This window comes from Bradyrhizobium sp. USDA 4454, from assembly GCF_054822705.1.
On record NZ_JBTRCN010000001.1, the window covers coordinates 4,230,094 to 4,242,537 of the forward strand.

12 protein-coding genes and 1 pseudogene are annotated in these 12,444 nt (G+C 65.2%); 2 read left to right on the forward strand and 11 right to left on the reverse strand.

All coding sequences use genetic code 11. The annotated features are described in order from the left end of the window. Positions 1–2 precede the first annotated feature (2 nt). Positions 3–1,598 carry a protein translocase subunit SecD gene (gene secD / locus ACVIW0_RS19895; protein WP_461353853.1) on the reverse strand — a complete coding sequence of 532 codons (1,596 nt, stop codon included), beginning with the start codon at positions 1,596–1,598 and terminating at the stop codon, positions 3–5. Between the two features lie 39 nt (positions 1,599–1,637). Beyond that, the gene (gene yajC, locus ACVIW0_RS19900; RefSeq protein WP_461353854.1) at positions 1,638–1,982 is read right to left on the reverse strand and encodes a preprotein translocase subunit YajC; all 345 of its coding nucleotides are present in this window, start codon (positions 1,980–1,982) and stop codon (positions 1,638–1,640) included. Between the two features lie 191 nt (positions 1,983–2,173). Between yajC and ACVIW0_RS19905 the strand changes: the two genes are divergently transcribed. Next, positions 2,174–3,157: an ATP-binding protein gene (locus tag ACVIW0_RS19905; protein WP_461353855.1), complete on the forward strand. Its 984-nt coding sequence runs from the start codon at positions 2,174–2,176 to the stop codon at positions 3,155–3,157. Between the two features lie 229 nt (positions 3,158–3,386). Here the strand turns inward: ACVIW0_RS19905 and ACVIW0_RS19910 are convergent, their stop codons facing one another. Then, entirely contained in the window at positions 3,387–4,775 is a 1,389-nt protein-coding gene (locus ACVIW0_RS19910) for a peptidoglycan DD-metalloendopeptidase family protein (protein WP_461353856.1), read from the reverse strand. 110 nt (positions 4,776–4,885) lie between these two features. Next, complete coding sequence (locus ACVIW0_RS19915) at positions 4,886–5,542, reverse strand: protein-L-isoaspartate(D-aspartate) O-methyltransferase (RefSeq protein ID WP_461353857.1); 657 nt, start codon at positions 5,540–5,542, stop codon at positions 4,886–4,888. Positions 5,543–5,887: 345 nt separating this feature from the next. On the opposite strand from ACVIW0_RS19915, the gene ACVIW0_RS19920 reads away from it, so the two are divergent. Next, positions 5,888–6,265, forward strand: coding sequence for a response regulator (locus ACVIW0_RS19920; protein WP_461353858.1), 378 nt, complete (start codon positions 5,888–5,890; stop codon positions 6,263–6,265). A 106-nt stretch (positions 6,266–6,371) separates the two neighbouring features. On the opposite strand, the gene surE is transcribed toward ACVIW0_RS19920, so the two are convergent. The 7 genes and pseudogenes from surE to scpB all read right to left on the reverse strand — a co-directional run. Then, the gene (surE, locus tag ACVIW0_RS19925; RefSeq protein WP_461353859.1) at positions 6,372–7,139 is read right to left on the reverse strand and encodes a 5'/3'-nucleotidase SurE; all 768 of its coding nucleotides are present in this window, start codon (positions 7,137–7,139) and stop codon (positions 6,372–6,374) included. 78 nt (positions 7,140–7,217) lie between these two features. Continuing rightward, positions 7,218–8,087 carry a hypothetical protein gene (locus ACVIW0_RS19930; RefSeq protein WP_461353860.1) on the reverse strand — a complete coding sequence of 290 codons (870 nt, stop codon included), beginning with the start codon at positions 8,085–8,087 and terminating at the stop codon, positions 7,218–7,220. Positions 8,088–8,103: 16 nt separating this feature from the next. Further along, positions 8,104–9,435, reverse strand: a complete 1,332-nt coding sequence (gene serS, locus ACVIW0_RS19935; protein WP_461353861.1) for a serine--tRNA ligase — start codon at positions 9,433–9,435, stop codon at positions 8,104–8,106. A 203-nt stretch (positions 9,436–9,638) separates the two neighbouring features. Beyond that, on the reverse strand, positions 9,639–10,439 hold the full coding sequence (gene tatC, locus ACVIW0_RS19940) for a twin-arginine translocase subunit TatC (RefSeq protein WP_461353862.1): 801 nt from the start codon (positions 10,437–10,439) through the stop codon (positions 9,639–9,641). Beyond that, a complete protein-coding gene (gene tatB / locus ACVIW0_RS19945) occupies positions 10,436–10,933 on the reverse strand; it encodes a Sec-independent protein translocase protein TatB (RefSeq protein ID WP_461353863.1) in 498 nt (165 codons plus the stop codon). The genes tatC and tatB overlap by 4 nt, the downstream gene beginning before the upstream one ends. Before the next feature lie 190 nt (positions 10,934–11,123). Beyond that, on the reverse strand, positions 11,124–11,357 hold the full coding sequence (locus ACVIW0_RS19950; protein WP_461353864.1) for a twin-arginine translocase TatA/TatE family subunit: 234 nt from the start codon (positions 11,355–11,357) through the stop codon (positions 11,124–11,126). A gap of 347 nt (positions 11,358–11,704) precedes the next feature. Next, positions 11,705–12,425, reverse strand: a pseudogene (gene scpB / locus ACVIW0_RS19955) (SMC-Scp complex subunit ScpB); the annotation flags it as partial. Between the last annotated feature and the right edge of the window lie 19 nt (positions 12,426–12,444).

Sequence of the window (12,444 nt, forward strand, 5' to 3'; positions counted from 1 at the left end):
TCTCAGATCGGCACGGTTTGCGGCCGCTTCCACCGCACCCACCAGGCGACGATCAGACGCGTCAGGGTAAAGGCGGTGAACACCGTGGTGATGATGCCGATGCCGAGCGTCACGGCGAAGCCGCGGACCGGTCCCGTGCCGATGTAGAACAGCACGGCGGCGGCGATGAAGGTGGTGATGTTGGAGTCGAGAATGGTCGCCAGCGCCCGTTTGAACCCGGCGTCGATCGCCGAGATCGCGTTGCGGCCGCCGCGCAATTCCTCGCGGATGCGCTCGTAGATCAGCACGTTGGAGTCGACCGCGATGCCAACGGTGAGCACGATGCCGGCGATGCCGGGCAAGGTCAGCGTGGCGTTGAGCAGCGACAGCAGCCCGAAGATCATGGCGACGTTGATGGCCACGGCGATGTTGGCGAACACGCCGAACAGCCGATAGGTGATCAGCATGAACACGATAACCAGGATCGAACCGACATAGGCGGCAAGCTCGCCCTTCTCGATCGAGTCCTGGCCGAGGCCGGGACCGACGGTGCGCTCCTCGACCACGGTCAGCGGCGCCGGCAGCGCGCCGGCGCGCATCAGGATCGCCAGATCGTTGGCCGACTGCACGGTGAAGCTGCCGGAGATCTGGCCCTGCCCGCCGGTGATCGGCTCGCGGATCACCGGTGCCGAGATCACCTTGTTGTCGAGCACGATCGCAAACGGCTGGCCGACATTGTCTGCGGTGGCCTGCGCGAATTTGCGCGCCCCTGACGTATTGAACTTGAAGCTGACGATCGCCTCGCCGGTGCGCTGGTCAAAGCCGGGCTGGGCGTCGGAAAGCTCGCCACCGGACACCAGCACCTGCTTCTTCACGATGTAGGGAACCGGCGGCGGCGACGCGCTCATGAGCCGCTCGGAGTCCGGCGGCACCGTGCCCTGGTCGGGCGACACCGAGGTGTCGACCATCCGGAATTCCATCTTCGCGGTCTTGCCGAGCAACTCCTTCAGATGAGTCGGGTCCTGCAGACCCGGCACCTGCACCAGGATGCGGTCAGTGCCCTGGCGCTGGATCACCGGTTCGACGGTGCCGAGCTCGTTGACGCGACGTTCGACGATCTGGATCGACTGCTCGATGGTCTTGCGCATCCGCTCGATCATCGCCGGCTGCGACACGGTGAGGCGGATCAGGCCGCCGCCCGCATCGGTCACGTCGACATCGCGCTGGCCGCTGGAGCCGAGCAAGCCGCCGATCGGCTGCGCAACCTCGCGTAGCTTGGCGAGCGCCGCCGGAACGTCGGTTTCCTTCGCAATCCGGGCCTCGACGGCGTCGTTGCGGATCTGCACGCCCCCGACGAACTGGATCTTGGCGTCACGCAGCGCCTTGCGCGCATCGTCGCGAACCTGCTCGAGCTTTTCCTTCTTCACGTAGTTGGCGTCGACCTCGAGCAGCAGATACGAGCCGCCCTGCAAATCGAGGCCGAGCACGAGGCGCCGCTGCGCCCAGGCCGGCCAGGTCTTGACCTGCGCTTCGGGGAAAAAATTGGGCACGGCGCACAGGCAGACCACCAGCGCTGTCAGGATGATCCCCAGCGCTCGCCACCGCGTGAAATACAACATCGAATTGACCTGTCAGATTCGGCAAAGGCTCCGCGGCAATCAGCTCGCGGACGCCTCGTCCTTGGCCGGCTCGCCCTTGGTCCGCACGCCCGAAATCATCTGGCGCATCTGCCGCACGCGAACGCCGTCCGAAATCTCGAACTCGATCTGGTCGTCGTCGACCACCTTGGTCACCTTGCCGACCAGGCCGCCCGAGGTCACCACGGTGTCGCCGCGGCGGATGTTCTTCACGAGGTCCGCGTGGTCGCGCACCTTCTTCTGCTGCGGGCGCAGAATCAGGAAGTACATGATGACGAAGATCAGCGCGAATGGCAGCAGCGACATCAACATGCTGTTGGTGTCACCACTTGCTCCAGCCTGAGCAAACGCAGGAGTAATCAGCATTCGAACGATCCTCGGATAAGACGGGAAAGGACCGGCAGCGCCCTCGAGCTTCGAGGCGGTATGGCGGTCCGGACAAATTCGCGCGGACTATAGCGGCCGCGGTCCCAATTGCAACGTTAACGGGCCTTCATTTAGGGCGCTTGCGGGACCGCCGCCATCCCGATAAGGCTGCGCCGTCAGGAACTGGACAAATGCCGAAAAAAGCCAAAAAAACCACCAGTAAAACAACCCGCAAACCCGCCCCCAAAGCGGCCGCCAAGCGTGCCGCAAACACCGCGACAAAACGCCCGGAAGCTCAGCTCGACGGCGCGACCGCCGAGCGGATCGCGAGCGCCCTGGAGACCATTGCGAGCCGCCTCGCGGCCACCTCCCCGGCGCCCGATCCGGCCGAGTCGTTTGCCGCCGCAGACGCCTTTGTCTGGCATCCGGACGGCCGCCTGGCCCCGGTGCCGCGCGTCAGCCGCGTCGAGATCGGCCTGCTCAAGGGCGTCGACCGGATGCGCGACATCCTGATGGAGAATACCGAGCGCTTCGCCGACGGGCTGCCCGCCAACAATGCGCTGCTGTGGGGCGCCCGCGGCATGGGCAAGTCGTCGCTGGTCAAGGCCACCCACGCCAGCATCAATGTCGACCGCAAGCCGGCCGACCGGCTGAAGCTGATCGAGATCCACCGCGAGGACATCGAGAGCCTGCCCGGCCTGATGGAGCTTTTGCGCAGCTCCGCCTTCCGCTTCATCGTGTTCTGCGACGACCTCTCCTTCGACGGCAACGACGCGTCCTACAAATCGCTGAAGGCCGTGCTGGAAGGCGGTATCGAGGGGCGCCCCGACAACGTCATCCTCTATGCGACCTCGAACCGCCGGCATCTCTTGGCGCGCGAGATGATCGAGAACGAGCGCTCGACCGCGATCAATCCGGGTGAAGCGGTTGAGGAGAAGGTGTCGCTGTCGGATCGCTTCGGCCTCTGGCTCGGCTTCCATCGCTGCAGCCAGGACGAGTACCTCGCGATGGTGAAGGGCTATTGCGACCATTACGGCATCAAGATCGCCGAGGACGAACTCGAGCGCGAGGCGCTCGAATGGTCGACCACCCGCGGATCGCGATCGGGCCGCGTCGCCTGGCAGTACACGCAGGAGCTCGCCGGCCGGCTCGGCGTGCGGCTGAGCGGCAAGTAGCGGACAGAACCGCAGGCATCGGCCCTCCCCGCATCGTTCGATCCGTAGCCCGGATGAAGCGAAGCGAAATCCGGGGGCCTCGCTCCGCGGACACACCCTCCCGGATTGCGCTTCGCTTCATCCGGGCTACGGGAAACGGCGCGAGCACAAACAAAACGGGGAGGCTTGCGCCTCCCCCGCTGTCTTTGTTGTGAGACCTGGAAGTCCCTTGGAAGTCCCGGCGCGTAACTTACGCGCCGTTGAGGAATTGGAGCGGATCGACCGGAGACGATCCCTTGCGAATTTCGAAGTGGAGCTGCGGCGAGCCCGCCTCGCCCGACTGGCCCGACTTGGCGATCACCTGGCCGCGCTTGATGGTATCGCCTCGCTTCACCAGGATCTCGCTGGCATGGGCGTAGGCGGTGACGTAGCCGTTGGAATGGCGCACCAACACGAGGTTGCCGTAGCCCTTCAGCTCGTTGCCGGAGTAAGCGACGACGCCGTCTTCGGCCGCCTTCACCGGTGTGCCTTCGGGCACCGCGACGTTGATGCCGTCATTGACCTTGCCGTTGGTCTTCGAACCGTAGGCGGTGATGACCTTGCCGCGCACCGGCCAGCGGAAGGTCGGCAACGCGCCGGTGGCCTCACTCGATTTGGCGGCGACAGGCGGCTCAGTCGCAACGGCCGGCTGTTCCACGGTCGCAGTCGGCTGCACCAGCCGCGCGCTCTGCTGCGGCAGCGCAGTAGCGACGACCTTCGGAGCCGCCACGGCCGGCGCAGGAGCCGCGGTCGCGACCGGCGCGGCAGCAGCAGGTTGCGCAACCGGCGCTGGAGCCGCCATCGCGGTCTTGGCACCGGGCACCACGAGCTTCATGCCGAGGCTGAGCCTCGCCGACTGGTCGAGATTGTTGGCGCGGGCAAGCTCGGCCACTGGGATGTGGTGCTGGCGCGCGATGCTGTGCAGCGTGTCGCCGCGATTGACATAGTGGACGCCGGAAGGCGCCGCCGCCGCGGCGACCGGCCGCGTGGCAGGTGCCCCCGTCGCAGGCGCCGCGGCGACTGCCCCCGCGTGCGGGATGATCAGCTGCTGGCCGGGCGACAGCGCGCGCGGGCCCTTGTAGCCGCTGGCGCGGAGGATCTCGGCGGTTGAGACGTTGTAGCGGCGCGCCAGCACCTCCAGCGTATCGCTGGTGCCGACGATGATGGTGGTGCCGCCATGTCCGGCATGGGCTGCGGCGACCGAACGCGGAACGGTGCCGGTGGTCTCGATCTGCGGCCGCGCCGGCGGCGGCGTGTAGGACGAAAGCCCGCGGCCGCCTCCGGAGACGCCCGCGTTGCCGTTGGCAACCGGATAGGACTGCGGCGCCGCGACCGGCGGCGGCAACGGCTGCGACTGATACTGCGAATATTGCGGTTGCGTTCGCGGCCGCGCGTATTGCGGCAGCTCGCGCGGCGGCGGCGCCTGCTGCACCGTGCCGGTCGGCTGCGGATCAAACGCAAACGGATTTTGCGAGTAGGAATTTTGCGAGAAGCGCGACGACATATCGGCGCTGCAACCGGCAAAAGCCATGGACATCAGCGCCAGCACCGCAACCTGCGGTACGCGACGCGAGCGAAGCAACTCAACAACCCCAGACATGGTTACTCACTCGTACGCAACAAAAGACTGTTTTGAGTAAACACGTCGCGAGTAAATAACCGCTTAACCCTGCGAATAAGGCGTTGGTGCCAAGCAGCAAATCGCCAAACTTACAATTCGCGCGCGATTCCCGGCAGCGCCGGTACGAAGCGGACGTCGACCAGTTCCTTGCGGTCGAAGCCGCTTGCGGTCCGCAGCATCCGGACCAGGGTCTGGGTGCCCTGATGCGGCCCGACCGGGGCGATCAGGATGCCACTCGGCTCAAGCCGCTCCAGCAGCTTCTCCGGGATCTGCTCCATCGCCGCGGTGACGATGATGCGGTCGAAATCGCCCGCCCCGGCCGGGACGTCGAAGCCGTCGCCGAGCAGCACCTCGACGTTGTAGTAGCCCAGCTTCTCGAGGCGTTTGCGGGCCGCATCGGCCAGTGTCCGGTAGCGCTCGATGGTCAGGACCTGCTTGCACAGGCGGGACAGCACGGCCGCCTGGTAACCCGAGCCGGTGCCGATCTCGAGCACGCGGTGGTCCTTCTGCAGCTGCAACTGCTCGGTCATGTAGGCCACGACGAAGGGCTGGCTGATGGTCTGCCCGCAGTCGATCGCAAGCGCGCTGTCGCGATAAGCATAATTGCGATCGCGCGGATCGACGAACACCTCGCGCGGCACCTCCTCCATGGTGCGCAACACCGCCTGATCGCTCACCCCCCGCCGCCGCAGGGTGAGCTGAAACATCATCTTCTCGGTCGGATCGGGGGTTACGGCCATGTTCATCAGCGACTCTGGGCAGCAGCGGATCTCGCTCAGCTTGATGCCATTGAAATCCGAAATACCGCGTTAAGGAAAAATTTCCCGTCGCCGTTTGTTCCCGGCCGGGAACCGGCACACCGATTCGGGTTGGCGCCGGTGCGGAAGCTTCCCATATAATCCCGACACGATGCGCGGTGAACGCCGGATGGCGCGGACCACGGCTTTTGGTCGGAATCCAGCGTAGCAAGTCAGCCGGAGCGACGTGGCGGGCTGCGTTGCGCGCTGGAAAAGGGCCAATTCCCAAACGTTTGCATTGCGCCTCGTGGTGTTATTTGCGAGCCTATTTCAGGGACGGGCAAGGATTCCATCATGACAGCGATACGGCCGGCGGGCTGTTCAGTTTTCCTCGTGGAGGACGAGGTCATGATCCGGATGATGGTCGCCGATATGCTGGAAGAGCTCGGCCACAGCGTGGCGGCCGAGGCCGGCGAGATCGGCGAAGCCGTCAAGCTCGCGCAATCCACCGAATTCGACCTCGCGATCCTCGACGTCAACGTCAACGGCAAGGTGATCACCCCGGTTGCCGAGCTGATCAACGCCCGCAACCGCCCCTTCATCTTCGCGACCGGCTACGGCTCGTCCGGCCTGCCGCCGGAATATCGCGACCGTCCGGCGCTGCAGAAGCCCTTCCAGCTGGAAACGCTCGCCCAGGTGATCTCCAGCGCGATGAAGCGCGCGCCGGTTTAGATTTCAGGTTCTTCGTAGCCCGGATGGAGCGGAGCGCAATCCGGGAATCTTCTACGTATCGAGAGCGACCCCGGATTACGCTTCGCTCCATCCGGGCTACAGGAATTCACTTCAGCGTCGCGGTCAGCGTTTCCGAGAACGCTTCGTCGGTGCGGTCGAGACGCAGCGGCGTCACCGAGACGTAGCGCGCGGCAAGCGCGGCGAGATCGGTGCCTTCGGCCGGCGTATCCATCATCGCCGCGCGCTCGAAGCCGATCCAGAAATACGGATTGCCGCGTCCGTCGTGACGGCGATCGATCTTCAGGAAGCCCTGATTGCGTTTGCCCTGCCGCGTGATCCGGGTGCCCTTGACGTCGTCGGGCATGCAGGACGGGAAGTTGACGTTGATGACGGTATTTCTCGGCACACCCGCCTCGATCACCTTGCGGATGATGTCGGGGCCGAACGTAAGCGCGGTATCCCACAGCGGCGCATTGCGGGTGTCGATCGAAAACTCCTGCGACAGCGCAAATGACGGAAAGCCCAGGATGGTGCCTTCCAGCGCGCCGGCGATGGTGCCGGAATAGACCACGTCCTCGGCGACGTTGCGGCCCTTGTTGACGCCGCTCAGCACGAGATCGGGCAGCTTGTCCCCGAGGATGTGGCGCGCGCCCATGATGACGCAATCGGTCGGCGTGCCGCGCACCGCGAAGTGACGCGGGCCGATCTCGCGCAGGCGCAGCGGATCGTTCAGCGACAGCGAATGCGAGACGCCGGACTGATCGAGTTCGGGGGCGACGATCCAGACGTCGTCGGACAGAGCGCGTGCGATCTGCTCAATGACCTTCAAGCCGGGAGCGTTGATGCCGTCATCGTTGGTGCAGAGAATTCGCATCCGTCAAAGTGCCTCTTGTTCCGATTCGACGCGGGTTTCTTCGATTGCGATTTTTGCGTCGATGGCCGTCTTAACCGGCTAGGGCCGCGGAGGCAAACCTGACGACGGCCCGTGCCATCGCGCCGAGGTCACGCGCCACGGCCGGACAAATCTGCCGCTGCCGGCGATCTTGCACTCGAATACCGGCCAGGCCGGTCTGACGAACCGCCGAACGACCGTGATAGCCGGCGCCAGCGGCGGCACTTCGAGTTTTTTGACCGGCGCGGCCGAGCGCGGTTCGGATTTCGGAGCCTCGAGCCTGGGAGCCTCGGCCTTTGGGGCGACGGCCTCGGCAGTCTCGGATTTCGGAGCTTCGGACCGGAGCGGCTCAACCTTCGGCGGGGCCACCTTCCGAGCTTCAGGTACAGGCGCCTCGGGGGTGAGCGGCGCGGACTGCGGGAGCTCCGGCTTGAGAGGTTCCGGAGGCTTCGATTTGGGGAGTTCGGACCTGGTGGCTTCCGCCTGGAGAGGCTCAGTCTTGGCCGGCGCGGGCGCCACCGAGGCGGGAGCCTCGGCCGGATTTACGATGGGAGCTGCCGCAGCCGATCGCGATTTCAGCCGCGCCAGCAGCTCCTCGATCGACGGCACCGATGCGGCGTCAAGCGGCGCACGTGGCGCGGCCGCCGGCGTCGCCCGGTTCGGAGGCGGAGGCGGCGGCGCAACCATGGCAGACGGCGGCCGGTCGGCCGGCGCAAGTTGCGCGAACTTGCCGCGCGCGATCTCCAGCGCCTTGTCGAAGTCGGGTCTGTCGATCCAGGCCTTGGATTGCACCTCGACCACGCGGGCGTCCCACAGCCGCGCGGCCTCGATGTCGTAATAGCCCATCTGCTTCTGATTGATCAGTTGCAGACCATGGCCGGTGACGGCCCATTGCTTGCCAAGCCAGTGGATGTCACGGTGCAGCGGCATCACACTGGCCCTCGCCTCACATGCCGTGCTCGATGACCTTGAGCCCGCCCATATAGGGCTGCAGCACGTCGGGCACCGAGATCGAACCATCTTGCTGCTGGTAGGTCTCCATCACGGCGATCAAGGCGCGGCCCACCGCCGTACCGGAGCCGTTCAGCGTGTGGACGAAACGGGGCTTGCCGTCGGGGCCGCGATAGCGCGTGTCCATCCGGCGGGCCTGGAAATCGCCGCACACCGAGCAGCTCGAGATCTCGCGATAGGCGCCGCCGTCGCCCTGCCCCGGCATCCATACCTCGATGTCGTAAGTCTTCTGCGCGGAGAAGCCCATGTCGCCGGCGCACAGCGTCATCACGCGATAATGCAAATCGAGCCTCTGGAGCACCTGCTCGGCGCAGGACAGCATGCGCTCGAGCTCGTCCTTGCTGGCTTCCGGCGTCGTGATCGACACCAGCTCGACCTTGGTAAATTGGTGCTGGCGGATCATGCCGCGCGTGTCGCGTCCCGCCGCACCCGCTTCCGCACGGAAGCACGGCGTCAGCGCGGTGAGCCGCATCGGCAGCTCCTTCTCGTCGAGGATGGATTCGCGCACGAGGTTGGTCAGCGAGACTTCCGCGGTGGGAATGAGACCGAGGCGCTCGCTGCGCAGATCCGCATTCGGCGTCGACAGCAATTCGCCCTTGATCGCCCAGAACTGGTCATCCTCGAATTTTGGCAACTGCCCGGTGCCGAACATCACGGCATCGCGCACCAGAAGCGGCGGGTTGATCTCGGTGTAGCCGTGCTCGCCGGTGTGCAGGTCGAGCATGAACTGCCCGATCGCACGCTCGAGCCGCGCCAGTCCCTTCTTCAGCACGACGAAGCGCGCACCGGACAATTTCGCCGCCGCTTCGAAGTCCATAGTGCCGAGCGCGGTGCCGAGATCGTCATGCAGCTTCGGCGTGAAGCCATAGTCGCGCGCCTTGCCGAACACGTGGTGCTGGACGTTGCCATGCTCGTCGGTGCCGTCGGGCACCTCGTCGAGCGGCAGATTGGGGATCGACGACAGCTGCCTGGTCAGCTCTTCGTCGGCCGCCTTCGCCGAAGCCTCGAGCTCCGGCATCGTGGTCTTGAGTTCTGCGACCTCGGCCATCAGCTTGGCCGCGCGCGCCTCGTCCTTGGCCTTCTTGGCGTCGCCGATCTCCTTCGAGGCCGCGTTGCGCCGCGCCTGGGCCTGCTCGGAGGCCAGGATCGCCGCACGCCGCTTCTCGTCGATCGCCAGCAGCGACGGCGACAGCGCGTCCAACCCGCGGCGCTTCAGGCCGGCGTCGAAGGCTGCGGGGTTGTCGCGGATCGCTTTGATGTCGTGCATGGCAGTCGGGGTCCTAACGTCGCTTTTTTGCAGACAACGTTGTAAGTCAACGTTTGGCAGCGCCTCCACTACCACGACCGTCATCACCCGCGAAAGCGGGTGATCCAGTATTCCAGAGACGTCAGCGTGCCGCCGAGAAGCCGCGGCGTACTGGATACCCCGCTTTCGCGGGGTATGACGGCCGGATACGTGGTGAAACCGCCCTACTCGGCCGGATTGGTCGCCGACGGCGCCGTGGTTGAGGCGGTGGTCGCCTTCTTCTCCACCATCCGGACCGCAATGATGGCGCCCTCGTAGAGCGCCAGCAGCGGGATCGCCAGCGAGGCCTGGCTCAGCACGTCGGGTGGCGTCAGCACGGCAGCGATGATGAAGGCGATCACGATGAAATAGCGCCGCTTCTCCTTGAGCATCTTCGAGGTGACGATGCCGATGCGGCCGAGCAGCGTCAGGATGACCGGAAGCTGGAACGCGACGCCGAAGGCGAAGATCAGCGACATCATCAGCGAGAGATACTCGCCGACCTTGGGCAGCAGCTGGATCTGCGCCGTCTCCGCGCCGCCGGCCTGCTGCATGCCGAGCGAGAACCGCACCAGCATCGGCAGCACGACGAAATAGACCAGCGCCGCGCCCATCACGAAGAACACCGGGGTGGCGATCAGATACGGCAGGAAGGCGTTGCGCTCATGCCTATAGAGCCCGGGCGCGACGAATTTGTAGATCTGGGTAGCGACGATCGGGAACGAGATGAAGCCCGCGCCGAACAGCGCAAGCTTCAGCTGGGTGATGAAATATTCCAGCAGCGCCGTGTAGATGAACTTCGAATTCTCCGGGCCGGCGATCCAGACGAACGGCCACACCAGCACGTTGTAGATCTGCTTGGCGAAGAAGAAGCAGATGATGAAGGCCACGCCGAAGCCGAGCAGCGCCTTGATCAGCCGCGAACGCAGCTCGATCAGGTGATCCATCAAGGGGGCCTTGGAGGCCTCGATATCTTCGGCGCTCATGACGCTCTCGCGTCCTTCAGCACGTCGGGCTGCGCCGGCGTCACGTCCTGCGGCGCCGGCTCCGCCTTTACCTCACTGGTGATGGCGAGCGGCTCGCCGGCGGCATGCGTCTCGGCCTCGACGAAGGTTTCCGGCGTCGGCTCCGCCGGTGTCGTGGGCGTCACCGGTTCGCTGATCGCAGACGCCACCTGCGCATCGACCGGCTTGTCGATCTGCAGGGCGTCGCTGACGTCCTTCTGCAGCGAGGTCATGATGTTGCCGCCGGTGATGCCGGTTGCGGCTTCCCGGACCTCGTCAAAGCTCTTCTTGAGGTCGGCCATCTCGGCCTCGCGCATGGCTTCCTGGAACTGGCCCTGGAATTCGGCGGCCATCTTGCGGGCCTTGCCCATCCATTGCCCGACCATGCGCAGCACGCCCGGAAGCTCTTTCGGGCCGATGGCGATCAGCGCGACGACCGCGATGACGACCAGTTCACTCCACCCGATGTCGAACATGAATTCTTCCGCCTAAGCGCGCCGCCATCGGCCCCATAGCCCTGATAGGATTTTGCGGTCCTCACAGGATCTGGGGCTGCCGGCGCCTTTTCTCAATCGGCGTCCATAGCGCGTCTGTGCGACGGCGTCACCGTTTCGCGCAAGAAAACGCGCAAGAAAAAACGTCGAAATATGCGTCGATGCGAACGCGTTAGACGGCCTTGCTGCCGACGTCCTGGCGCGCGGCCGACGGCGCAGCATTGTGATCGATCGACTTGGTGGGCTCAGCCTTTTCGGCGACCTTGTCGTCGTCCTGCATGCCTTTCTTGAAGGCCTTGATGCCCTGGGCGACGTCACCCATCAGGTCCGAAATCTTGCCGCGTCCGAACAGCAGCAGGACCACTGCGATCACGACGATCCAGTGCCAAATGCTCAGCGAACCCATCCTGCAACCCTCCGAAAATGGCCGGCGGACCGGCCTGAACATGGCCGGAAGTTAGGCCTGCGGGGTGTCAAAAACAAGGACTTCGGCCGCGGCAAATCGCTGTCGCGGCTACGTAATATTGCTAGGCTTAACCGGGAATATTCCGGGCTATTCGCCCTTCTCGTCGGCGCCGTCATGGTCGCCCGCCTCAGTGCGCTCGTCCGGCTCATCGGCGTCAGGCTCACCGGCGTCAGGCTCGTCCGCGTCGAGCTCTGCGGCAGCTTCCGCCCCGACTTCGGTTTCGGCCTCGGCCGTTGTTTTGAGGTCGGCGGTCCCGACCTCGGCACTCGCTTCGGTCGCGGCCTTCGGTTCCTTGGCCTCTGGCTCAACGGCCGGCGCCAGTAGCAGTTCCAGCGTATCGCCGGGCTCGAGCGGCTCCTCGTCTTCGCGCAGCGTCGCGTCATCTGACGGCGATGGAACGGAAAAGCCGGTCGGCAGGCGCGAGTCGAGCAGACCGGTGCCCTTCAGTTCCTCGAGCCCCGGCAGGTCGCCGAGCGCTTCCAGGCTGAACTGCGACAGGAACGCGTCGGTGGTTCCGAAGGTCAACGGACGGCCGGGCGTCTTGCGGCGGCCGCGCGGGCGGATCCAGCCGGTTTCCAGCAGCACGTCGATCGTGCCCTTCGAGGTCACCACGCCGCGAATCTCTTCGATCTCGGCGCGGGTCACTGGCTGGTGATAGGCAACGATCGCCAGCACCTCGATCGCGGCACGCGACAGCTTCCGCGTCTCGGTGCTCTCGCGGGTCATCAGCCACGACAGATCGCCCGCGGTGCGGAACGTCCACTTGTTGGCGACCCGCACGAGATTCACGCCGCGCGGCGCATATTCCGCCTGCAACTGTGCCAGCGCCTGCTTGATATCGACGCCGTCGGGCATCCGCTTTGCCAGCGTTGCCTGATCGATCGGCTCGGCCGATGCGAACAACAAGGCTTCCAGGAGCCGCAATTCCTCAGGACGCGCTACGGGCTGATCCATAGGAGAAACCTCCTCCTCGGGCTCGTCTCTGCGCACTTCCGCCAAGCTTGCCATGGGCTTGCTCTCCTTCTTC